The organism is Ruegeria sp. BK1, assembly GCF_056535645.1.
Genome location: NZ_JBQFIS010000004.1, coordinates 73127 through 94174 on the forward strand (window position 1 = coordinate 73127; position 21048 = coordinate 94174).

Here is a 21048-nt window from a genome sequence, read left to right on the forward strand (position 1 = left end):
CTAAGAGATCCGAACCAGACATTGGTCTTTTGCGGCGCCACTGAAGGTTCAGTGCTGTGTCCCAGCACCCGATTCCCCACCGCTCAGATGACCTGAAGTCGACCCCATAATAGTAATTATGTAAAAACTACTGACCTAATTTGGAGGACAAATTAGTGACCAGCTCCATCAAAAGCTTCACCGATAACAGATGTCGGATCAACGCCGTTTGGCCGTTGTTGGCGTTCTTGACGGCGACTTTCGGAACGGATGTCTGTGCCCAGGTCATTGAATACGAACCTGATGGAAGCGTGTATCTAAACGGCATTCGCGCAGAAATCGTTGATGGCGTCGTTCGTCCAATCCGGATGCGTGAATACACGCTTAATGAAAAGCCGGAAGCACCAACCCCCAAACCGCAGGCAAAGATCGAGATTGCGGGCAAAGCACCGCGGCCTCGCAGATCCTCGGGCGGCTGGTCGCAAGAGCGGATCGTCAAAGAAATCCATGCAGCGGCAAAACGGCACGACATTCCGGCCGAGTTGTTCATGGCACTGGTCTGGCAGGAAAGCCGGTATCGCGCTGATGCTCTGTCGCCCAAGGGTGCCTATGGCTTCGCACAGCTCATGCCCGGAACGGCGAAAGACCTGGGCGTGAACCCAAAGAACCCTGCAGAAAATCTCGACGGTGGTGCCCGCTATTTGGCGGCGCAGTACCGCGAGTTCGGAACCTGGAAGCTGGCGCTTGCCGCCTACAACGCCGGGCCTCACCGCGTCGTCGAATACGGCGGCGTCCCCCCCTTCACCGAAACCCGCAACTACGTGCGGATCATCCTAAGCAAAGTGAGTAAAGACCTATGAAAAGAACCCACTTCTACCAGCAGATGGCGTTTTTCGCGATCACTGCGTTCATCATCACCGCAGCGCCCGCCTCCGCTGGCTGGCTGCAAGATGCCATTGGCGATTTCATCAACGAAACACTGGCCGACTCGAAGGTCGTTGGCGTCAGCCTTGCCGCTGTCGGCTTCATCTGGGGCTGTCTCGCCTATGTGTTCGGCTGGGGTTCGTTGAAAGGCCCGGTAATCGCTATCGTCGTCGGCGCTGTTATCGGCCTCGCTGATACATTCATCGGAGGCTGATTGATGCCGCGCCGCAATACGGTCTTTCGCGGCCTGAGCCGCCCCGCAGAATGGGGCGGCCTACCCGTGATCTATCTGCTGGTGATCCTCGGGATGACCATGCTTTCGTTCTTCATGTTCGGGATAGCGCCAGCAATCATTGCGGGTTTTGTTTTCTACACCGGGCTTCGCCTCTTTTACGAATGGGAACCGGCTTTCTTCCGCGTCCTGTCCGTAACCCTTTCCAAAACTCCGCGCACCAAAAACCGCCAGCATCATGGGGGAGATTACTATAGTGCCTAAGCCTGCTGCACAGGATTTGTGGACCCTTGCCCGCTCGTTGATCGAGCCGAGCTGGCGCAAGGATGAAATGAGCCTCTTTCAGATGTTGCCTTATGGCTATGTCGTGGACGATGAGGTTATTTCCACACGCAACGGTGGCCTTATCGCCGCTGCAGAAATCACCGGAATCAATGCAAACACGCTGGACGAAAACGAGTTCGAGTTCCTGGCCGAACGGTTTGAGCGTGTGTTGCGCACAACACCCAATGAGGTGGCATTCTACGTTCATCGACTGACCGTCCCGGCTGAGACGGGTCATGTCATCACAGATCCAACCGGCTTTGCCGGTGCAGTGGCACAGGCCATGCGCTCAGCTTCCGTCGATGCAGAGCTGAAAGAACGCAAGATCATCATCAGCGCCATTCTGCAAAAGCGGCAGGATGAGCGGGCAAAACAGATGTTCGGCATGTCGTCTGGAACGATAGACGAGGAACGCCGCGAAATGATCGAACAGCTCGACGGTGTTTTCACAACACTGGCGGGCACGCTGGGCGAAAGCCGGGTGCGCCGGCTGAAGCTCAGCGAGGGGCGTTGGCTCGGCTATTATGGAATGCTGTTGAACGGTCGGTATCAGCCGATCATTCACACGAACATTGCAGAACCCATCGCCTTCAACATGCCGCAAGAGGATGTGCTGTTTCAGGGCAAGACCGGCAAACTGGTCACGGGCGACGATCAGGAACGCTCCATCCGTGTCTATTCCCTGAAGAATTACCCGATGGCTTCGTTCCCCGGCATTTTCGACGGGCTGGACCTGCCGGTTGATGTTGTGATTTCGCAATCCTTCCTGCCGATCAGCCGCGCCCAGGCGCAGGAAATGGAACGCCGCAAGTCGGGACAAATGCGCTCGGCAGGCGACAAAGCGAAGTCGCTTGAAGAAGATTTGTCCATTCTGGCGGACGGCATTGCCTCCGGCACCATGTCACTCGGCAAGCACCACCTGTCGATCTGTGTGTTTGGGAACGAGGAAGATCTGAAAACCGCCGAAAAACACATCATCGGTGAAATCCAGATTTCGGGCGGCACGGTCAAACGCGAAGCGATGTCGGCGCGGTCGGTGTACTTCGCGCAGCACCCCGGCAACTTCGCATTCCGTCCTCGTGAAGAACTGATCACGGACCAGAACTTTGCGGACATGGTTGCGTTCCACATGCGCCCTAAAGGGTTGGATGCGGAAAAGCTGCCCTGGCCGGGGCCATTGGCGACTTTGCCGACAACGCACGGGGACAGCTACGATGTTTCGCTGCACCTTCCCAAGACCAGCAAAGACGCTGAAAACCTGCCCTCCGGCCACACAATCGTTCTGGGGCCGAACGGATCGGGTAAAACTGTGACCGCGATGCTGCTGGCGACAACGGCGGTTGCACAGGGCGCGCGGATCATCGCTTTTGACAAAGACCGGGCGATGGAGGCCCCCATGCGTGCGCTCGGCGCACAGTACACCCGCGTCCGAGTTGGTGAACCAACCGGCATGAACCCGTTTCAGACCGAGACGGATGAGGCTGGGCAAAGCTGGCTCGCCAATTGGGTCATTGCCCTGTTGAGCTATGACGAACCACTGACCACCGATCAAAAGGATGAAATCACGCGGGCTTGCCAAGCGAATGCCACTTTGCCGCCTGCGCTTCAGAACTTCGATTCATTGGTGGAACGGTTCAGAGCCTTTGACGATGACAAGAACCTGTACAAGCGTGCAAGTGAATGGGCTGGCGAAGGCCGCTTGTCCTGGATGTTTGGCGAGGGTGGCTCAGATCCGTTTGCTGCTGGCGCCCGTCATCTTGTTTTCGACATTTCCGAGGTTCTGGATGACGAGTTGGTGCGGCTGGCATGGATCAGCTACGTCATGCGCCAGATCGAACGCCGCTGCGCCACCAAGATACCCACTGTCTTTGTGATTGATGAAGCATGGGTAATTGCTGGCAACCCTTATGGCGCTGGCATTCTCATAAATGCCTACACCACGTATCGGAAGCTGAACGTCATGATGATGATGATGACGCAGATCCCCGATCACCTCCTGTCGTCGGCGGCAAGTAAGTCGATCCTGGAAAACACCAGCACGCAGCTCTTGTTCCCCTCTCGATCCGGCAATGAAGCAGACTACCGGGCAATCGGCTTGAACGATTCAGAGCTGGCCGCGCTGAGGGCGCATTTTGGCGACCGCGTAATGCTCATGAAAAAGGGTGATGAGAGTGTTTGGCTCGATGTCGATGTCGGCGCTCTCGGCCCGCTTCTCCGTGTTCTGAGCGGATCAGACGGAAAATCGTTCCCTGATCCTGACTGGCGAAAAAACCCCAACTTCTGGAAGGAAATCACATGAAAACCCGCCTTGTAATCGCCCTTGTAGTTCTGGCCGCTGTCTCAGCCTGCACCAGCACCTATTCGGGCTATCGCAGCAAATGCGCCTGCGACTTTGAGCGCATGACCCCCCCTGAAAACTTGGAGCTTGTCTGATGAATATTTCAAAGAAATTCCGCACAACCATTGCTGTTTCAGTTCTGGCCGCCCTGCCCGTCATGGCATCGGCCCAGGGTGTTCCGGTGGTGGACTCTGCATCCATCACGCAGGACGCCGCCAATTCGGCCAAAGAAATCGCTGAAATGGTCCGCCAGTACGAGCAATTGCTGGAACAGTACGAGAAACTGGAACAACAGCGGGCATTGCTCGAAAACTCCTTCAAAACCATCAGCGGTTTGACAGATCTGGATGAGTTCAACAGCCGCAGCTTTTTGAAACTGGCGACTGCTGCTGACACGCTCGGCTACGCACTGGATGCAGCGGAGGGCGGTATCTCCGGCCTGCCCGATGTCGCTGCGCAGGCAATGGAACGTCGATCAATCAACCTCGGCCTGAACGATGGCATCTTGTCCGACTTCAGCGGATCGGATGTGCAGGCTCGCCGCATCCTGTCTGAGCGTGGTGGTGCGGGCCTGATGGCGTCGGCGTTGGGTGAGAATGGCTATGACATGGCCGGTCAGCTCTCCGAAGATGCTGAAAAACTGCGCGGTGAAATCGGTCAGCAAGAAGATCTGAAGGATGCAATCGACTATAACACGGCGGTTCTCCTGAAACTCCTGCAAGTTGAAATTGAAATCTTGCGCGCAACCTCGGCTAATGCTCTGGCGTCGGGCACGGATCTGGCTGCAACCGCTGCTGATCTTTCGACACTCAGCAACTATGTACGAGGAACCTCACAATGAAACTCCGCTCAACTCTCATCCTGACCATTGCAGCCGCCGTCGTTATGTCGGGTGCTGCATCGGCACAGGTGAAGCTGCGCCCGTCACCCAAGGTCGATATGCCGTTCGATGAATATCGTAAGTGCCTTGGGTACTCGGGCGCGAGTGAGTACGGTCGTCAATTCGTCAAAGACGATCAAGCGCGCATGGCCGAAGCGGGCCAATCCGCAGACAAGCAGCCTCTTGTGACCAACTGGTCGGTGGTGATCCTGAATGAACAGGTCATAGCAGCGCACGAGGCCACCATCGAGCAATGTAATCTGCGCAAGTCTGGCGAGACCTACAGCACCGAATGTCCGCTGGGTGGTTTGAGCCGTGAGGACGCGGCCCAAAAGGTCGGAGCTGACCAAGACGAGTTTTGGACCCAACCGTCCGACAATCTTGCCGCGCTTAAAAAAGAGCAACGGACCCGTCTGGAAGCTCTGCGCCCTGCAATTGAGGAGGCTTGTGGGCCGTGATCCAAGATTTCGTCAGCTCGATTGAGGCTGCGCTTAATAACTTCTCGCAGCAAGCATACAACAGCCTGGCGGCGGATCTTGCATCCGCCCTCTGGGCAATAGCCGCGCTGATCTTCGTGGCAATGCTGATCAACGGTGTGCTTCAAATCCGGGAAATCGGGTTTGGTGGCTATGTCGGCTGGATCATTCGGGCGACGATCATCATTGGTATGGCTTCCAGCTGGAGCTTCTTTCAGCCCATTTATCAGGGCATTTCGAGCCTCCCAGACACGATTGCCGGAGAATTGACCGGCACAACAAATGTCTGGGAAGCACTCGATGACATTGCGCTTCAGTGTTTCTTGATGGGCCAGCAGGCCATTGAAAACGCGACCTGGGGCCTGAGCATCACCGGGGCTATTCTCTGGGTTGTTGGGGCTGTCATCGTAGCTTTTGGCACCGGCATGGCGCTGATCGCAAAAGGCGGTCTGGCGGTCCTGCTGGGACTAGCGCCTGTTTTCATCGCAACGCTGCTCAGCTCAGCAACAGCCAATATCTTCGCAGCCTGGGCGAAAACGACTGTTGGCCTGATCATGGTCATCGTCGTTCTGACAGGTATTGTTTCTCTTATTCAGGCCCTTTTCAGCTCAGAACTGACCGCTGTTGAGGATGTGAACAATATGGAGGCCAGTGGCCGGTTTTTGGCGATCTGCATTGTGTCAATCGTGATGCTCACGCAGATCCCATCGCTCGCGGGCGGAATGTCGGGTGCAATCGTTTCGGCATCCTCGGGTCTTGCCGTGGCAACTGGTGCCGTCGCTGCCGCAAGAAGTGCATTGGGCACTGCAAGCGACGGCGCAAGGGGTGCAGTAGCCGGTGGGAAAACCGCCGCCGCGATGGCCTCCGCAGCCCGCGATGGGACAGGTGTTCGTGACAGCGCCTCGCGCGCGATGCAAGCGCGTCGGGACATTGCACACAGAGCCCGCAATCAGGATGGGGCGGCTCGACAGAGCTACGCCGCTGACCGTTACCGGCAGAGCATTCGACAAGCTCGCGTCAATAAATCTTCCTAAATCGAGGTATTGAGCTGATGTCACACGTGACAGATCACGAAAAAGAACTCTTTCTGGGTGCACGCCGCGATGCCTTCAAATGGCAGGTATTCGGCATGGTCGGCATGGCAATGGGCGTGGCCTCTATGATTGGTTGGGCGATGCTCCTTCCCTTGAAGGAAATCCGCGCGGTGCCATTCTCCATTGATCCGGACACGAAACTGCCGGTCCTGCTGACTGAAAAAGTCGAAGAACTGGAACCTTCTGAGGCGATGGCCTTCCGTGAAGTCGCAAATTATGTGCGCGACCGGGAAACCTATGATGTCCAGGACAACAACGAGCGCCTGAAATCGGTGCTGCGTCGTTCTGATGAGCTGGCCGAAACGTCCTACCGCGAACTGTGGGACGGGTCGAACGACAACCATCCGGACGAAATCTATACGCCCAAGACAAAGGTGCAGACCGAAATTCTGGGCGTGTCGCCGGTCAACGATGCGACGGTGCAGGTCGAGATCCGCAAGTCCCTGATCGTTCCAAACCAAGCAACGGCCTCAGCCCGCTACGTGGTCACAGTGACCTATGGGTTTGAGGAAAAAATCGTGACGTCGATGGACGAACTTTTGGAAAATCCATTCGGCTTCGTCGTCACCAACTATCGCGTAGACGCAATGGGAGACATCTGATGCAGCGTTCTTTCAAAACACTCACCGCCACCGCCGCAGCAGTTTTGGCATTCTCTACGCCTCTGCTCGCTGAAATCACACCGACACCGGACGGAAAGAACGCGGATCACCGCATCACGCATTTCCATTACGTCGAGAACCAGGTGTACCGCATCCCTGTGGGTGAACGCCTGATTACCTATGTTCACTTTCCGCAGGGCGAAACCGTCCGCAGCATTGGTGCGGGCGACACTGAAAGTTTTCAGATCACTCGCCTTCAGGAAGGTCGCGTTATTGCGTTCAAGCCGGAAATCCTGAACTCGGATTCAAACCTGACTGTCCTGACCAATCGCGGCACATACAACTTCTATCTGGTTCCGGCCGAGAGCGCCGCCGAACGCAAACGTGTTCCGTTCCGGGTCACGTTCTACAACAAAAACAACAGCGGCGGGACTACAACGCGCCGTGGCACGGTAGCGCGCAGCGAACCGAAACCAACAGGCCGCTTCGTCAACCAAAACTACTCGCGCTCGGGCAAAGCTGACTTCGCGCCTACTGCCGTGTGGGACGATGGCGTTCACACCTATATGCAGATCCCGCAGGATGCGGAGTTGCCGGGGATCTTCCGTGTCCTGCCTGATGGCCGCGAGCTGATGGTGAACACCACAGTCAAAGAGCGCGGCATTATCCAGGTGCAAGGCCTTTCAGATCTTTGGACACTGCGCATCGAGGACACTTCGATCTGTGTACGAAACGATGGCGACGCGTTTCAGCAGGCAAGTGTGAGCGGTCGGCCCGTCACTTCACAGACAGTTAAACCGGGGGGCAGCAAGTAATGAACCGCGATCAGACAATTGCGGCACGGGCGGCGGCTGAACAGCCGTCGCAACGTGTCCGGAAGAAGTTCGACCCAAAGAAGCTGATAACTGTTGCAATCGCAGGGGCGGTGTTCCTGGGCTTTGTATGGTTTGTCATGGGCGACGAAAACAAAAGCACCAACACGGGTGTCCGCGTTGACGCTTTGCAACAAGGCGGTGGCGAGCGATACGGGCTTTTGACCGCACGGGGACCAGAGGTCGATGAGCCGGAACAAGAGGCTTTGCCCGAGGAAATTGCGGTGGCAACACCGGTAGCAGTGCCGCAGGTCGATTCCGAAGGGCTGAAACAAGCCCTGAAAACAATCGAGCAACAGAATGGCCGGATTTCCGATCTGCAAGACGAGCTGACGGACGCCAAAGTTTCGCTGTCAGAAAAAGACGGTGAAATCGCAACGCTGAACCTGACCAATGAACGCCTTCAGGTCAGATATGATGAGCGCGAGAAAAAGTTTCAGACTGAGCTTGCCCAGGCGGTTGCTGATGCAGAGGCCCGGGCGCTCGCCAGTATGAGCCACTTGCAGACTACGGGTCTGACTGATGATGAGCGGCGCAGGCTTGAAGAACTCAAGCGGATGCGCGAGCGCCAGAACCAGTCAGACGGCATCGTGTTCGATGAAAACCCATACGGCAGAAACTAATGGAGCTGACGATGAACAGAACAGCACTCACCCTCGCCCTGGTTGCTTTGGCGTCAAGCGCGATGGCACAGGAAGCACCCGGTCAAAACTACCAGCCGATCAATGGTGGATCGCAGCCGGTCATTTTCCAACCCTTCCCTGCTGCGCCGCAGCCGGTTCAAGTCCAGCCAGACGACACCCGCTTACCTGAAGAACAGCGCGGCTATCAGGAAAACCCGAATACGACATGGCAAAACAATCTGGTCGAAGAATATCCACCCATCGTCGGGGCCTCGATCATTGACGATCCGTCGCGCACCTTAACGCAAGGCACGGTCTTGTCGGCGCTATTCGGTGGGGCGGTCAGCTCGGAACTGCCCGGTAGTGTCGTGGCAACGATCACACGCGGCGTCTACTCGATGGACGGCACACGTTTGCTTCTGCCTCGTGGATCGAAGCTCTATGGCGAGTATCGAGCGGATACGACATTGGCGCAAACGCGCATCATGATTGTTTGGAGCCGTGTCATTACACCGGATGGCCTTTCCGCTCAGATCGGCTCAGTTGGCACGGACGGACAGGGCCGCACCGGCGCGACCGGCAGGGTGAACACACACTTTGGGAAGCGGTTCGGCACGGCTGCGTTGTTGTCCATCATCGGTATTGCCCCTGTGGCGCTGGTGTCTGACAGCGACAGCAACAACTCGGTCAGAACGGATCTGGCAACCCAAGTGGGGTCTAACCTGCAGAACGCCACGGCAGCGGCGCTTGATGAATACCTGCGCATCACTCCGACAATCTTTGTCGATCAGGGCAGTCGTATCAACGCGATCCTGCAGCGCGACGTTGTGTTCGATAGCTTCTGAGAGCGAGCCAATGAGCCGACCGCCTCAGCGGTCTTTCCGGCCGCTGCCAGCATGATCGAGTGCGGTAGCGGCCTTTTTTGAAGCAAATTCAGCACTTTTTGGAAGCAATGAATCTTATGTGGATGCCTTCGTGTTCGAGGCAAAGCCGAGATGCAGCGAAGGCAACCTCCAGTGTTCCAAAAAGTGCTCTACCAAGGACAAGAACATGAGCGGGCGGAACGGGAATAGCCTTCTGGAATACTATACAGGCAAGATCGAGCATCTGTTACACGATGAAAGCCTGAGCGAAATTTCTGTGAACCCTGACGGATCGGTCTGGGTCGAAGAAATGGGCACAACGCACATGACCAGGACAGACATCACTCTGAACAGAGACGATGTAGAAAACATCGGGCGCTGCGTGGCCGGTTTCAGCGATGTAACATTCGGAGAAAAGAAGCCGATTGCGACGGCCAACGTGCCGACACAGCAGGGTAAAGCGCGGGTTCAGGTCGTGATTCCGCCAGCAACAACCGGCGTGGGGTCCGTTGCGATCCGTCTCCTGCGCGTGAAAAACGTCGATCTGGGCGCGTTCAGCTTCGCCAGCAAAGAGGCGGCGTTGGCAGAAAACAACGATCATAGCGCGCTTGAAAATGCTCGGGCTGTTCTCGCTGACGGAACAATGAACTTTGACGAGCTGGCCGACCTTGCAATGCTTAGCAAATGGAACGTGATCATTGCCGGGGGCACCTCGTCCGGCAAAACCACTGTCCTCAATGCAATGCTGAAGCGCGTCGATCCGGGCGAACGGATCGTGACGATTCAAGAAGTGGCCGAGTTGGACATCGAGCAACCCAATTCTGTCGATCTGCTTGCCGACCGTTCCGAAGAAGATGGCCCTCGATCACCAACAAAGCTGCTGGAATCGGCGCTTCGCCTCCGGCCTGACCGCCTCGTCTGCGGTGAAATCCGAGGCGACGACGCGAATATGTTCTTGGAACTGGTGAACACCGGCCACGATGGATCTGTCTGCACCATGCACGCGAACTCGCCCGTAGATGCCATTGGACGGATGAGCAAAATGGTGCGTCGCGGATCTCCGACCGTTCAAAAGTCAGAAGTGGTCGATGACATCCGGGCCACCATTCACATGATCGTTCACATGAAGAAAATCGGGGACGAACGGAAGGTCAACGGCGTGATCTTCCCGCCTCTGATGACTGCTGAACAACTGAATTGAAGGAGTACAAAGATGAAGAAATTCGAGTACCGAGACGTGCCTTTTTCGGAATGCGACGACGCCAGCGAGAAATTCGCAAAGCTGGGCAAAGAAGGTTGGGAAATGGTTGGTGTCGCACGTGCAGAATTTGGCATCGTGTGCTTCTTCAAACGCGAGCTGACCGATGGCTGAGTTTCAGGATCTACCCAAAGGCAAGAAGGTCGCGATAGCCGGTACTATGGGCTTTATCGCTACCTCGGCTTGCGCGGTGTTGGTGGTCGGGCTGGCGCTCGAATACATCAACACCAGAGGCTTTCGCGGGCTGGACATCTGGGCGATCCCAGAGAAGTTCATGGCACAGCCTGCAGAGACGCAGCAGATCATGGGTCTGGTGGCGGTGGTCGCAGTGGGTGTTTTGACCTTTGCATTTGTGGCGGCTGCGCTGCGTGGTCCCTCAACGAAATACGGTGATGCGACCTTTGCAAAGGCCCCTCAGCTCGTCCAGGAAGGCTATGCGTCGGTTCTGAAGCTCAAAGACAAATTGGATAGTGAAATCGTGTTTGCCAAATTTGGTGAGCCAAAGGACAAAAACGCGATCTACTATAAGCCCGGCCCCGGTGTCCAAAAGCCGCACGCGATGTTCATTGCCCCGTCTGGTTCGGGCAAAACCAGCGGCTTTGTGATCCCGAATGTCCTGCGTTTCAATGGGTCTTGCGTCGTCCTGGACATCAAGGGCGAGATTTTCCAGACAACCGGCGCGCGTCGGGCAGCAATGGGCGATGAGGTTTTTGTGTTCGACCCCGAGAACCCCGACAAAAGCCACAGCTACAACCCTCTGCGCCGCGCAGCACGTGCCGACAATCTGGACCGGCGATGGGAAGAAGTGATTCAGGTTGCAACTCAGATGTTCGACACGCCCAGCTCGTCCGCGCAGGGCTTTATGGGTGGTGTTGAAGGCATGTTCTGCGCAATGGCGATGCTGGCGATCAAAAGAAAGCGGCCATACATTTCCGAAGTCCTGCGCCTGGTCAAAACGACCAAGCAAAAGGACTATGAGAAAATGGCTGAAGAAGTTGGATATGCGCGAGCTGCAGATGAGTTTCTGAATCTTGCAGCCGAAGAATCCAAAATCCTGCGGTCAACGATTTCGGTTATGTTGAACTCCGGCCTGCAGCTCTGGCGCAACCCGTCGGTAGCAAGAGCCACGCAGGGCAATGACATCAACTTTGAAGATCTGCGTCGGCGCCCCAGCTCGATCTACTTTTCCGTGCCAGGGAAAAAGGTCAAAGAGTTCCGGACGCTCATTCGCCTGTTCTTCCTCGATCTGGTGAACACCATCGAAACTGTTGAGCCGGGCGAAGATGAGCCGTTCAAGGTTTTGATGCTGCTCGATGAGTTCCAACGCCTCGGCCATCTTGAGCGCGTTGTTGAAGCCTATGACACCATGCGATCGTTCGGGGGCAGGCTCGTGGTGATTTCGCAAACACTGTCGCGCCTACAGGACATTTATGGGCACGAGGGTGTGCGGGCGATGCTGGCAAACGCTGGAACCCAGATGTTTGCCGCCTCAGAGGATTCCGAAGTACGCGAACATGTGTCCAGGTCCATCGGGGACAAAACGGTCATAAGCAAGTCGAAGTCTCGAGCACTCGGCAAGATGGAAATGGGCAGCATATCAGAGCGTGAAGAAGGCATTCGCCTGCTCCGGCCCGAACACGTTGGCCGATTGCCTGAAAATGAAGTTGTGCTGATCCGCGAAGGCAAGATGCCGGTGATTGCAAACAAGATCCGATACTTCGAAGATCCCTATTTCATGCAGTTCCTTGGGGGTGATGCTCCAAAGATCAAAGGTACACATCTGGATCTTGCTGAAGAACAGGCCAGGGACACGGCAAAGGCTCTGGCGGATGCGAATCCGGCCCCTGCCCCGGTGAAAGAGGTTTCTGAAAAAGACCAGGAACTTCAGGCGGCATTTGATGCGCAGCGCACGGTCGCAAAGCGGAAAAGTCGGTCAGCGAAAGATATGGCGATGGAGAAAATGAAAGCCAAACGGGCTGAAAGTAGCGCCTTCACTTGACGGGGGTAACAGGACGCGGCCGAACCGGACCTTACTTCAATATGCAGAGAACGGCAGGAGAGAGCCCTAACCTGCTCGTGCTGCGACTTACATATATGTCCGCTTCCGTGAAGCTTACTAGAATGGCGCATTGTCAGCTTTATGCCTGCTGAGAATTGTCGTCATAGTATCGACAGCAAAAACACTCATCAAAAACCAACAGATTGACGACAGATCAAGGGAACCCCGCACGCATATAAACGATGATCTTCCAAAGGTCTTCTTCGCTCAGCGCTTCCTTGAAGGCTGGCATGTCTGTTCCGAAGCGTTCGCCGCCCTCGGAAATTGCCCAAAGAAGGTACTCGTCCCCCGACATCGGCATCTGAACGAACCATCGTAGGAGAGCGGGAGAGGGCGCGAGCGAACGTCCGGCTTCACCATCGCCCAAACCCTCAGCTCCATGACAGCTTGCGCAGTTTTCCGTATATAGCGTCTTGCCCTCCGAAACATTCTCGGGCGTTGCACGAATGGTGCTCCGAGCCCCGCGGTAGGCTGCGGGCACGTCCTCGTTCATATACGTCCAATGTCGTTGCATGCGCTGCTGCTGGCCAGGCCCCATATTGCCGTGCCCCCAACCACGCATGTGCTCAGACCTCATGTGGTTAGATCCCATTGGCCCGTGACCCCACCAATCTCCTCGTTGTTGTTGTGCGCAACCCACTGTAGCAATGGTGATAGACAGAACGCTTAAGGTAAGAGTGCGTAATCCAAGCTTCGTCATCTTCTCCTCCTTACTGTTTCCGCTCGATGAACGTCGCCTCAGGCCGCTTCGTAACTCTTGAACACCTCGGTGCTACCGTCCTTGAGGATCAAAAACACGTCGTAGGCCTCACGACGATCTTCCGGCCCCATCCCAGGGGAACCGTAGGGCATGCCAGGAACAGCAAGTCCAACAGCACTGGGTTGCTCCTCCAGCAGACGACGAATGTCTGCAACCGGCACATGCCCCTCGATCATATAGCCATCGATCTCGCCTGTGTGGCAGGACATCATTTCTTCGGGAATGCCGTTGTCCAATTTGTGGCGGACAAGCTGTGTTCCAAAGCTGCGCTCCTCGGTAATGCGAAAGCCTTCCTGCCGCAGGATGTCGATCCAAACCTGGCAACAGCCGCAGTTCGGATCCTTGAGAACACGGACGGAAGGCGTGTCTTGCGCAAACGCGGCAAATGGTACTGTGCTGGCAAAGCCAGCGGCGTAAGTCAGTACTTGGCGGCGTTTCAGGTTCATGGCGAGAGTCCTTGGTATTTCCAACTAAATTGAGCCGATTTCGTATCATTCGAGATCAAAGGTCATAATCCACGTCAAACATGCTCATGTTCGCCAACTTCCCGACGCTCGGCGAGCGCTTGGCGCACGATCTGGAAAGCAGAGGAAAGAAACAACGTTGCCATGACCGCCGCAACAATCAGGTCAGGCCAACCGCTAGCTGTGCCCCAGACGCCTAAAGCTGCAAACATAACGGCCACATTGCCAATGGCGTCATTACGCGAACATAGCCAGACAGAGCGCACATTTGCATCGCCGTCCTTGTAACGGACGAGCAAGAGAACACTTGCGAGATTGGTCATAAGAGCGAAAAAGCCAACGATGCCCATGATCTCGGCCTCCGGCACTCCGACATAGAACACCCGGTACACGGTCGATCCAAACACCCAAAGACCCATCAGCAGCAAGCTCACCCCTTTCGCCAGAGCGGCATTGGTGCGTGCACGGATTGAAGCCCCGATCACTGCCAGCGAGATACCGTAGGTCAAAGCATCCCCAAGGAAGTCTAGAGCGTCGGCCTGAAGTGCCTGAGACTTTGCATAGTGACCGGCAGTCATCTCGACGACGAACATCACCGCGTTCAGAGCAATGACAATCCACAGCCTCCTTTTGTAGTCGTCTGATACGCCGTCGAATTTGGCGTTGTGTCCGCAACATGCTGACATTGGGAAGCCCTTTTTGTATCTGTCGTGACCATAGTGTAGTGTCTCTAGTTACTAGAGGTTCAAGAGGTATTTTCATGTTTTCTATCGGGGAGCTTTCCAAGCGCACGAAGGTCAAAGTTCCGACTATCCGCTACTATGAGGAAATGGGCCTGCTTGCCGCACCAGAACGCACCGAAGGCAACCAACGGCGCTACGATGTGGCAGGGCTAGAGCGTCTCAGTTTCATCAAGCATGCACGCGATCTTGGTTTCTCAATTGAAGCGATCTCCGAATTGATTGTGCTTCAAGGCCACCCGGATCGTTCATGCCAAGCCGCAACGGACATCGCCGTCTCACAACTTTCCGAAGTAAGAGCAAAGATCAAACGACTACGGGCTCTTGAAAAAGAGCTGGTTCGGATTTCGAAGGGCTGTGATGACGAAGGAGTGTCAGAGAACTGCTATGTGCTCGCGTCTCTTGCCGATCATAAACTCTGTCACCACGATCACTAAACTATGAGCGGACATTGCTTTAGTCCCAGCGAAAGACTGTTTTGTCCGCTTCTTGCCTATTCAAACGTGGTGCAGCGAATGCCCGGAATGTCCAAGGACAAGAGTCCGTCCCAATCGGAACAGACCCCACATTACTCCAACCCGGTGGTCTCGCTGTTCCCGGCAACACATTCACCGGCGCGAACAATCATCTATCATGTCCTCCGTGGTTAAAGACTGTGTCCATCATACTCATGGACGTGGGTAGCCTGTTCGCGGGTATGGGCAATCTCTTGCACCACGGCGGCAATCTTGCTGGATGAAACTTGGTGCAGCTCACCAACAACGGCCTCCGCGCGCTCGTAGCTGTCCGGAACGCCTTGGCTGTTGAAATGGGCGGCAGCGGTGGAAATGTCCGCGTCTTTCCAAGTCGCCGTTGTGCCGATTGAAACGCTGTCATGATCGTTGTAGCGGGCCAGGAACTTGCTTCCGTCGAGACCGAAGCTGTGCGCGGTCGCCACAATGTCATCACGCACAGCCAGCCATTTTTCGGCTTCCGTGGGGTCCAGGTTGTCCAACTCGGCCGCATTCATGGATGTGGTGTAGCTGTCATCAGCCAAAGTGTATGCCTGCAGGTCGGTGTCATATGGGCGCAGTTCGGCAACATCGCCTTTCAACTCCCCGATCTGAACGTCCATTGCGGCACGCAAGTGTGGATCTTCGACCTCTCGTGCAAGAGCCTCCATGTTCTCGATGGAGTTCACGATGTCCTTGGTCTGCTGCTCGTAGTTCTCAAAGATGGCCTCCCCCAAAGCGGATTGCATATACTGAACATAGCGATCACCGGGCGACTGGTAGTCGTCGGACTCCTGAAAATCCTTGTCACCACTCAGATCCGCAAGGGACGAATAGTAAGGGTGATACAGATCGTATTCCTGAGCATCACTCATGTGCTGAGAAACCAAAGCCTGCATATCGTTCAGATCAACCGGCTCCCCTGACCGCTCCGCAGCTTCAAATTCGATTTTGAATTCTTCGACCAGATCTTGTTGCGCAGTATGTTCGTCAACACGGCGGTTGGCCTGGTCCTCGATGTCGAAGCTGTTTGAGGCGATGGCTGCACGATCAAAGCCCATCGCCTGCTGTTCTTTCCTGATGATGTCGATCTGCTCTGAAACGCGATCTTCACGCGGGGCGGATTGATCAAATCTGGAATAGGGTGCGAAGTGTTCGACTTCGTTCAAAAGATAGTCTGTACGCGAAACCATAGTTTTTCCTTTGCGAGTTGATGGAAAACTCTGTGATGGGTCTGCCTGGGGCGTTGGCGCGCGCATCAGGCAGACCGGTTAAAGTCCTTACAAGCTGTGCCCGTCATCGTCACCGCGCCCCTGCAAGAGCGGGTGCGTTGCGTGGGCGTGAACGTCTGAAAGTTCTTCTGAGATTGCGATGATCCTGGAAGACGCAAGCTGGTGCAGCTCGTCAACAACGGCCTCAGCGCGGTCGTGGCTGTCGGGTAATCCTTGCGCCTGGAAGTGGGCCGCGGCGGTCGAAATGTCGTCGCTGCGCCATCCCATTGTTGTACCCAGGGTGACGTTCTGATGATCGCCAAAGCGGGCAACGAACGCCTCGCCATCGAGGCCGTAGCTGCTGGCCGTGTCGGTGACTTCTTTGCGGATCGCTGCCCACTTGCCGGCCTCTGAATAATCCAAGACATCCATTTCGGCAGTGCCCATTCCCATCATCGTTGAATAGCGGCGGTCCTCGATGATGAAGGCTTGAAGGTCCGGATCGTTGGTGCGCAGGTCCGCAACGTCGCCCTTCAACTCGCCAATTTGAATATCCATAGCGACACGCAGATGAGGGTCGTCAACCTCACGGGCCAGCCCTTCCATCTTGTCGATGGATTGCAGCAATTCTTTGGTCTGAGTCTGGAAGTCCTCATAGGCCCCCTTGCCCAAGGTGTCCTGTATATAGACCTCGTACCGGCGTGCTGCCGGGGCATAATCAGCGGACGACTGGAACGCCTTGTCATCGACAATATCAGCAAGGGCAGACAGATACGGATGGCTCTGTTCGTTGTCCCGAACGTCGCTGATATGGGCAACAACCTGAGCCTTCAGCTCGGGTGCGATTGTTTCCTCAGAACCGCCTAATTCGATGTGTCGCCGCAAGTTGCTCATGACTTCGGGCGACACATAAGACGGGTCTCCTGGCTCGCCGTAATCATCAAAATGATGGGCTTGATCCAGCAGATGTTCCATTCTCGATACCATAGGTTCCTCACTTTCAACGAGTTGGATGGCAAACTCTTCGATCCGGTCTTTGACAGCGTTGGCGCGCTCATCAAACAGATCCGACATTCTTGCGATGGAGAGTGTCATCACATCACCGGCCATGTCGCGGGCCGTAACTTCAACCTCCGGAGTGCTTTCAACAACAGACAGTCCGGCCTGAACCTTCCACGTGTCGGTCTCAACTTCCTGCCGCAAACCGCGCTCAAGGCGGGTCGTTGCGGTCAGCTCAATTCCGTATCCTTCGGCAACCTCAACCTGGATAGAGCGCTGAACGTCGATGTTCATGTCGCTGCTCATACCCATAGCCAACCACTGCCCATGTTCCACGCCTCGGTTATTCACAACGATGTGGACATGGGGGTTGTCAGTGTCGTTGTGGAACACGGTCAGATAGTCCCAGGTATCGCCAAAATCACCGCTCCCAAACAGGCGATCCGCGAAGTCCAAACCGGCCTCATGCGCGGCATCCGGATAGGTGCCTTCGGGAAAAGAAACGATCATGTGACGGGTATAACCATAGTTGGTTTTCCCGTTGAAATCCTCGGCCCAGGTCTCGATCAGATCACTCACCTGATCGGCATCGAGCGGGGTCACACCATTGTCGCGGATGTCCAACACGCCCTCTGCCCTGACGGTCAGGTAATTGATCTGGCGGCGCAGCTCATGCGCTTTTTTCACCCCACCTTTGCGGACGTGTTTCACAACCGCCTCGGGCTTTCCAACCACAGCACCAAGCCGCGCCTTGATGGATGAGGCCCGCGAGATCATGAACTTCATGCGCTTGGCGGTTTGCAGCTGCTGGCTGATCTGCTTGGACCGATCGATACCCTTCTGCGCTTCCCGGAAGGCTAGCTCCAGAAAGTCCCCTGCCGTCAAATTGTGAGCCGCGACGTTCATGCTTCAGATGTCCTCTCATCGTCGCGCAAGATTCGGCGAATGGCGGAGTCTGGCTCTCGGTTTCGGCGGGCCGCGGTGATCAGCGCCTTCAGGTCTTGCCGGTGCTGGATGATCGCACGATGGAGGTTTTCGACATCGCGCCGGTCGTCATCGGTCCAGATCACCGAACCGCGTTTGGCCGATTTTGCGAGCTGATTGAGGTTGGTGTATCCACCCTGAACCTGCCGCAAGTGCGTCTGCCAGAGATCGACAACGGCCGGGTCAGGATCGAGATACCCGATCAGACGATAGATCAGTCGTTGGATGATCTGGTTGCGGCTCTTGGCCCCAAGCGACTGCACGGCCTCCTCCAAACGCACCAACGCATCTGACGGCAATCGAACGGAAAAGACAGTGGTGTCGCCGGGCTTGCTCAATGTATACCTCTGGTTGTTTTTATGACTTGTAACACAACTACCTTATCCTGTCATACTCTCCAAGAGGAAACCGGGGGTGATTTTAGAAATCCGTATTTTCTCAAATTGCCCCCGGAACAGTTTTGCTCTTGGAGGCAATCTCCACGCCGGGAAAAGGGTCCTGCCCCTTTTCCAGCCAGCAGGCGTGGGTGCCGGTGGACCGGCGCAGGGCAATCACGCAAAGCGGGAGCTGCCCGAACAGCGCCCGTCACATACCGGCACGTTCAAGGTCAGTATGGCATTTTCCGCGCGCCTCAGCGCGCTCAATGTCCCGCCGCTTTCGCGGCGGGTGTGGCAGGGTTGTCTGCTGCCGCATTGGGGCAGGTCGGCACCCCTGCCCGGTCTTAGGACCGCGCGCCACCTGTGGCGCATATGTGGTCCGGCCTGCGGCCGGAGCAGAAGAAAGGGCGGCTTGCGCCGCCCTGCCCTCCCGTCATTCGGTGACGGGATCGTCATCGGTGCGCTTCGGGAAGGCCACCATCTCAACGCCAGGGAACATGCTGTGCTTGACCTGGATCGAGGTGATGGTGCCGGTCTCATCGGTATTGACGAAGAGCACCCCGCATCGATCCCAGAATGTCTTGCCTTCTTTTTCACCGGTCTTGACGCTCAGTTTCAGAGTTTGAGTTGCCATTGTTTGATCCTCGCTATGGCGTGTTTCGATGAACAAGGGAAAAGCGGGCATCAAGGGGATGTCAGCAGGGAATTTGATCCGCGCGGAATGCGCCGCAGGCGCAGGGGACATTCCTTGTTGAAGCGCGGCGCCCGGCCCGGGCGCCGCGCGTCTTCCCCGACTGCCCGCTTATGTTCATCCCTTCAGAAACACCGCAGCCGAGGATCTTCTCCGGCAACGTACTTGAAACTGTCAGACCTGGTGAAAGGCAAGGCTTTCTGGGATCGCTGCGCGCGGAACATCTGAACAAAACGATGTCTTTGATGGCGGCAACATCACCTCGATCCGACACAGGCGCGGCGCTCAGTTCTAAGTTGGGGGTTGCCCTTCTGGGTCGGTATGACCGTCGTCGCAAAGGATGAAGAATGACGGACGGTGCAAACCGCCCTATCCAACTGGCGGAGGCCAAAGACCGGACGGTCCGGCCCTGGTCCGTGCTTGTGCGGATCAGGTAAACAGCCGGACTCAATTTGGATTGGCGGGTTCGGTAGGACGCCCCGGTAATCCGCAAGAACTCTCTCAAGCGCTGTCGCGGGGCGAGACCGGCGCACGGGCAGATACAGTGATGAGTACGCCAAGAAAAAGGCCCACCGAAGCGGGCCACGAGTTTAACCAAAGGAAAATCTGGAGGTATTCTTTACAGGCTAACGCTTGCGCGCGCGATCGACAACACCGTCAGCTGTGATCGTGGCAATGCGATCCTCTGTGCGGCGGGTCATTTCCACCCCGTCACCCGTCATATGCGCCTCGGCAAATTCCGTGAACTTGAAGATGCTGCCATCTGCTTCAACATGGGTTTCGTCCTCTGCCGAGCGCCGCTTCACCGATCCGTCATGGCGGATTTCGATGATCGTGTTGTCGGCCATTCGGACCGTCACGGTATGCTCATCTACAGCGACACCCTGCCACCAGGCATCTGCATCGCGGCGCACAACAATGCGGTTTGGGTGCAGCTTGATCTGCACGTCCTGTACCTCGTCCGGATCAGCGGCTTTGACGACCACGATGGCCTCCTGCGCGCTGGGATCACCATGGATCGACGCGCTCCCGTTTTTTGGCGGCCAGAGCTTCGGCTGTGTGCGCGGCTTGCCCTTCTGGTCTGTATGAAACCCGACGAACATCTGCGCGGATTTCCAGACGCGGCGGGCGGCTTTTTCAACCGTAGACGGAGCTGCATCGGTGGACATGGTGGATAGCCTTTAAAGTGGGTTAATTCACGTGCATTTTCGGGGTGAGCGTCACACCCACAGCGCTCAGCACTTTCAGCACCGTGCCAAACTCGGGATTGCCATTTTCGCTAAGTGCGCGGTAGAGGCTTTCCCGAGACAGACCAGATTTGTCGGCCACACTCGACATACCTTTGGCCTTGGCAACATCGCCAAGTGCCGACGCGATCAGCGCCGTGTCGCTGGTTTCAAAAGCCGCTTCAAGATAGGCTTGAATGGCTTCCGGGCTGTCCAGATAGTCAGCCGCTTCAAACTTCGTTGTTTTGACACCCATGTTTTTCACTCCAACTCTCTTGCCATCGCCTTGGCGGTTTTGATGTCGGCTTGCTGGGATGACTTGTCTCCCCCGCACAGCAAAACGATCAAAACGTCACCGCGCGACACATAGTAAACGCGATACCCCTTCCCTTCGGAGATACGCAGTTCACTCACACCTTCACCAACCGGTTTCACATCACCGGGATTGCCCAGGCTCAACCGCGTGATGCGAACCAAGATCCTGGCTCTCGCCCTTTGGTCCTTCAGGCCCTTGAGCCACTTGTCGAACAGGTCCGTCTTACGAATTTCTATCATACCTATATGTAGCCTACAGGCTACAA

26 protein-coding genes are annotated in these 21048 nt (G+C 56.0%); 16 read left to right on the forward strand and 10 right to left on the reverse strand.

The window, feature by feature from the left end; translation table 11 throughout:
• Window positions 1-155 precede the first annotated feature (155 nt).
• The 15 genes from ACR3E7_RS23355 (at window position 156) to ACR3E7_RS23425 (ending at window position 12464) form a co-directional block, all read left to right on the forward strand.
• Window positions 156-839 carry a lytic transglycosylase domain-containing protein gene (locus tag ACR3E7_RS23355; RefSeq protein ID WP_331252774.1) on the forward strand — a complete coding sequence of 228 codons (684 nt, stop codon included), beginning with the start codon at window positions 156-158 and terminating at the stop codon, window positions 837-839.
• Window positions 836-1117, forward strand: a complete 282-nt coding sequence (locus ACR3E7_RS23360; RefSeq protein WP_152460685.1) for an HAD family hydrolase — start codon at window positions 836-838, stop codon at window positions 1115-1117. Before ACR3E7_RS23355 ends, ACR3E7_RS23360 begins: the two co-directional genes overlap by 4 nt.
• A 3-nt stretch (window positions 1118-1120) precedes the next feature.
• A complete protein-coding gene (locus ACR3E7_RS23365) occupies window positions 1121-1399 on the forward strand; it encodes a VirB3 family type IV secretion system protein (RefSeq protein ID WP_152460684.1) in 279 nt (92 codons plus the stop codon).
• Window positions 1392-3758 (forward strand): VirB4 family type IV secretion/conjugal transfer ATPase, encoded by a 2367-nt coding sequence (locus tag ACR3E7_RS23370; protein WP_170417967.1) that lies wholly within the window; start codon window positions 1392-1394, stop codon window positions 3756-3758. Before ACR3E7_RS23365 ends, ACR3E7_RS23370 begins: the two co-directional genes overlap by 8 nt.
• Window positions 3755-3892, forward strand: coding sequence for a hypothetical protein (locus ACR3E7_RS23375; RefSeq protein WP_170417970.1), 138 nt, complete (start codon window positions 3755-3757; stop codon window positions 3890-3892). The genes ACR3E7_RS23370 and ACR3E7_RS23375 overlap by 4 nt, the downstream gene beginning before the upstream one ends.
• Window positions 3892-4638 (forward strand): type IV secretion system protein, encoded by a 747-nt coding sequence (locus tag ACR3E7_RS23380; protein ID WP_170417973.1) that lies wholly within the window; start codon window positions 3892-3894, stop codon window positions 4636-4638. Before ACR3E7_RS23375 ends, ACR3E7_RS23380 begins: the two co-directional genes overlap by 1 nt.
• On the forward strand, window positions 4635-5135 hold the full coding sequence (locus tag ACR3E7_RS23385; RefSeq protein WP_170417977.1) for a hypothetical protein: 501 nt from the start codon (window positions 4635-4637) through the stop codon (window positions 5133-5135). The genes ACR3E7_RS23380 and ACR3E7_RS23385 overlap by 4 nt, the downstream gene beginning before the upstream one ends.
• Window positions 5132-6187, forward strand: coding sequence for a TrbL/VirB6 family protein (locus ACR3E7_RS23390; RefSeq protein ID WP_170417979.1), 1056 nt, complete (start codon window positions 5132-5134; stop codon window positions 6185-6187). Before ACR3E7_RS23385 ends, ACR3E7_RS23390 begins: the two co-directional genes overlap by 4 nt.
• A gap of 17 nt (window positions 6188-6204) precedes the next feature.
• Window positions 6205-6849, forward strand: a complete 645-nt coding sequence (locus tag ACR3E7_RS23395; RefSeq protein ID WP_170417982.1) for a VirB8 family type IV secretion system protein — start codon at window positions 6205-6207, stop codon at window positions 6847-6849.
• Window positions 6849-7664 (forward strand): TrbG/VirB9 family P-type conjugative transfer protein, encoded by an 816-nt coding sequence (locus ACR3E7_RS23400; protein ID WP_170417985.1) that lies wholly within the window; start codon window positions 6849-6851, stop codon window positions 7662-7664. Before ACR3E7_RS23395 ends, ACR3E7_RS23400 begins: the two co-directional genes overlap by 1 nt.
• The gene (locus ACR3E7_RS23405) at window positions 7664-8344 is read left to right on the forward strand and encodes a hypothetical protein (RefSeq protein WP_170417989.1); all 681 of its coding nucleotides are present in this window, start codon (window positions 7664-7666) and stop codon (window positions 8342-8344) included. The genes ACR3E7_RS23400 and ACR3E7_RS23405 overlap by 1 nt, the downstream gene beginning before the upstream one ends.
• A gap of 11 nt (window positions 8345-8355) precedes the next feature.
• Window positions 8356-9189, forward strand: coding sequence for a TraB/TrbI/VirB10 family type IV secretion system protein (locus tag ACR3E7_RS23410; protein WP_170417992.1), 834 nt, complete (start codon window positions 8356-8358; stop codon window positions 9187-9189).
• A 205-nt stretch (window positions 9190-9394) separates the two neighbouring features.
• The gene (locus ACR3E7_RS23415) at window positions 9395-10408 is read left to right on the forward strand and encodes an ATPase, T2SS/T4P/T4SS family (protein ID WP_170417994.1); all 1014 of its coding nucleotides are present in this window, start codon (window positions 9395-9397) and stop codon (window positions 10406-10408) included.
• 12 nt (window positions 10409-10420) lie between these two features.
• Complete coding sequence (locus ACR3E7_RS23420; protein WP_170417997.1) at window positions 10421-10579, forward strand: hypothetical protein; 159 nt, start codon at window positions 10421-10423, stop codon at window positions 10577-10579.
• The gene (locus ACR3E7_RS23425; protein ID WP_170418000.1) at window positions 10572-12464 is read left to right on the forward strand and encodes a type IV secretory system conjugative DNA transfer family protein; all 1893 of its coding nucleotides are present in this window, start codon (window positions 10572-10574) and stop codon (window positions 12462-12464) included. Before ACR3E7_RS23420 ends, ACR3E7_RS23425 begins: the two co-directional genes overlap by 8 nt.
• Before the next feature lie 214 nt (window positions 12465-12678).
• Here the strand turns inward: ACR3E7_RS23425 and ACR3E7_RS23430 are convergent, their stop codons facing one another.
• The 3 genes from ACR3E7_RS23430 to ACR3E7_RS23440 all read right to left on the reverse strand — a co-directional run bounded on the left by ACR3E7_RS23430 (window position 12679) and on the right by ACR3E7_RS23440 (window position 14434).
• Window positions 12679-13101, reverse strand: coding sequence for a c-type cytochrome (locus ACR3E7_RS23430; RefSeq protein WP_170474328.1), 423 nt, complete (start codon window positions 13099-13101; stop codon window positions 12679-12681).
• Window positions 13102-13262: 161 nt separating this feature from the next.
• Window positions 13263-13730, reverse strand: a complete 468-nt coding sequence (locus ACR3E7_RS23435) for a DUF411 domain-containing protein (RefSeq protein ID WP_170417767.1) — start codon at window positions 13728-13730, stop codon at window positions 13263-13265.
• A gap of 74 nt (window positions 13731-13804) precedes the next feature.
• Window positions 13805-14434: a cation efflux transmembrane domain-containing protein gene (locus ACR3E7_RS23440; protein WP_170417770.1), complete on the reverse strand. Its 630-nt coding sequence runs from the start codon at window positions 14432-14434 to the stop codon at window positions 13805-13807.
• 74 nt (window positions 14435-14508) lie between these two features.
• Here ACR3E7_RS23440 and ACR3E7_RS23445 point away from each other — a divergent pair, with 74 nt between their 5' ends.
• Window positions 14509-14925, forward strand: a complete 417-nt coding sequence (locus ACR3E7_RS23445) for a MerR family transcriptional regulator (RefSeq protein WP_170417773.1) — start codon at window positions 14509-14511, stop codon at window positions 14923-14925.
• A gap of 209 nt (window positions 14926-15134) precedes the next feature.
• Here ACR3E7_RS23445 and ACR3E7_RS23450 read toward each other — a convergent pair whose 3' ends face one another.
• The 7 genes from ACR3E7_RS23450 to ACR3E7_RS23480 form a co-directional block, all read right to left on the reverse strand.
• The gene (locus ACR3E7_RS23450; RefSeq protein ID WP_170775031.1) at window positions 15135-16238 is read right to left on the reverse strand and encodes a hypothetical protein; all 1104 of its coding nucleotides are present in this window, start codon (window positions 16236-16238) and stop codon (window positions 15135-15137) included.
• Window positions 16239-16259: 21 nt separating this feature from the next.
• On the reverse strand, window positions 16260-18095 hold the full coding sequence (locus ACR3E7_RS23455) for a relaxase/mobilization nuclease domain-containing protein (protein ID WP_170417779.1): 1836 nt from the start codon (window positions 18093-18095) through the stop codon (window positions 16260-16262).
• Window positions 18092-18511 (reverse strand): hypothetical protein, encoded by a 420-nt coding sequence (locus ACR3E7_RS23460; RefSeq protein WP_170417782.1) that lies wholly within the window; start codon window positions 18509-18511, stop codon window positions 18092-18094. Before ACR3E7_RS23460 ends, ACR3E7_RS23455 begins: the two co-directional genes overlap by 4 nt.
• 472 nt (window positions 18512-18983) lie before the next feature.
• On the reverse strand, window positions 18984-19184 hold the full coding sequence (locus ACR3E7_RS23465; protein ID WP_170417785.1) for a hypothetical protein: 201 nt from the start codon (window positions 19182-19184) through the stop codon (window positions 18984-18986).
• 683 nt (window positions 19185-19867) lie between these two features.
• Complete coding sequence (locus ACR3E7_RS23470) at window positions 19868-20410, reverse strand: hypothetical protein (RefSeq protein ID WP_170417788.1); 543 nt, start codon at window positions 20408-20410, stop codon at window positions 19868-19870.
• Window positions 20411-20432: 22 nt separating this feature from the next.
• Window positions 20433-20723 carry an addiction module antidote protein gene (locus tag ACR3E7_RS23475; RefSeq protein WP_152460667.1) on the reverse strand — a complete coding sequence of 97 codons (291 nt, stop codon included), beginning with the start codon at window positions 20721-20723 and terminating at the stop codon, window positions 20433-20435.
• A 5-nt stretch (window positions 20724-20728) separates the two neighbouring features.
• Complete coding sequence (locus ACR3E7_RS23480) at window positions 20729-21022, reverse strand: type II toxin-antitoxin system RelE/ParE family toxin (RefSeq protein WP_170417791.1); 294 nt, start codon at window positions 21020-21022, stop codon at window positions 20729-20731.
• Window positions 21023-21048 lie beyond the last annotated feature (26 nt).

Bases quoted from the DNA above. Each gene is read 5' to 3' on its own strand.
- ACR3E7_RS23450 (WP_170775031.1), bottom strand. From the start codon at position 16,238: ATGCGCGCGCCAACGCCCCAGGCAGACCCATCACAGAGTTTTCCATCA.
- ACR3E7_RS23380 (WP_170417973.1), top strand. From the start codon at position 3,892: ATGAATATTTCAAAGAAATTCCGCACAACCATTGCTGTTTCAGTTCTG.
- ACR3E7_RS23395 (WP_170417982.1), top strand. From the start codon at position 6,205: ATGTCACACGTGACAGATCACGAAAAAGAACTCTTTCTGGGTGCACGC.
- ACR3E7_RS23470 (WP_170417788.1), bottom strand. From the start codon at position 20,410: ATGTCCACCGATGCAGCTCCGTCTACGGTTGAAAAAGCCGCCCGCCGC.
- ACR3E7_RS23365 (WP_152460684.1), top strand. From the start codon at position 1,121: ATGCCGCGCCGCAATACGGTCTTTCGCGGCCTGAGCCGCCCCGCAGAA.
- ACR3E7_RS23425 (WP_170418000.1), top strand. From the start codon at position 10,572: ATGGCTGAGTTTCAGGATCTACCCAAAGGCAAGAAGGTCGCGATAGCC.
- ACR3E7_RS23360 (WP_152460685.1), top strand. From the start codon at position 836: ATGAAAAGAACCCACTTCTACCAGCAGATGGCGTTTTTCGCGATCACT.
- ACR3E7_RS23405 (WP_170417989.1), top strand. From the start codon at position 7,664: ATGAACCGCGATCAGACAATTGCGGCACGGGCGGCGGCTGAACAGCCG.
- ACR3E7_RS23435 (WP_170417767.1), bottom strand. From the start codon at position 13,730: ATGAACCTGAAACGCCGCCAAGTACTGACTTACGCCGCTGGCTTTGCC.
- ACR3E7_RS23410 (WP_170417992.1), top strand. From the start codon at position 8,356: ATGAACAGAACAGCACTCACCCTCGCCCTGGTTGCTTTGGCGTCAAGC.
- ACR3E7_RS23475 (WP_152460667.1), bottom strand. From the start codon at position 20,723: ATGGGTGTCAAAACAACGAAGTTTGAAGCGGCTGACTATCTGGACAGC.
- ACR3E7_RS23480 (WP_170417791.1), bottom strand. From the start codon at position 21,022: ATGATAGAAATTCGTAAGACGGACCTGTTCGACAAGTGGCTCAAGGGC.
- ACR3E7_RS23400 (WP_170417985.1), top strand. From the start codon at position 6,849: ATGCAGCGTTCTTTCAAAACACTCACCGCCACCGCCGCAGCAGTTTTG.
- ACR3E7_RS23465 (WP_170417785.1), bottom strand. From the start codon at position 19,184: ATGGCAACTCAAACTCTGAAACTGAGCGTCAAGACCGGTGAAAAAGAA.
- ACR3E7_RS23375 (WP_170417970.1), top strand. From the start codon at position 3,755: ATGAAAACCCGCCTTGTAATCGCCCTTGTAGTTCTGGCCGCTGTCTCA.
- ACR3E7_RS23455 (WP_170417779.1), bottom strand. From the start codon at position 18,095: ATGAACGTCGCGGCTCACAATTTGACGGCAGGGGACTTTCTGGAGCTA.
- ACR3E7_RS23415 (WP_170417994.1), top strand. From the start codon at position 9,395: ATGAGCGGGCGGAACGGGAATAGCCTTCTGGAATACTATACAGGCAAG.
- ACR3E7_RS23385 (WP_170417977.1), top strand. From the start codon at position 4,635: ATGAAACTCCGCTCAACTCTCATCCTGACCATTGCAGCCGCCGTCGTT.
- ACR3E7_RS23430 (WP_170474328.1), bottom strand. From the start codon at position 13,101: ATGAGGTCTGAGCACATGCGTGGTTGGGGGCACGGCAATATGGGGCCT.
- ACR3E7_RS23420 (WP_170417997.1), top strand. From the start codon at position 10,421: ATGAAGAAATTCGAGTACCGAGACGTGCCTTTTTCGGAATGCGACGAC.
- ACR3E7_RS23445 (WP_170417773.1), top strand. From the start codon at position 14,509: ATGTTTTCTATCGGGGAGCTTTCCAAGCGCACGAAGGTCAAAGTTCCG.
- ACR3E7_RS23440 (WP_170417770.1), bottom strand. From the start codon at position 14,434: ATGTCAGCATGTTGCGGACACAACGCCAAATTCGACGGCGTATCAGAC.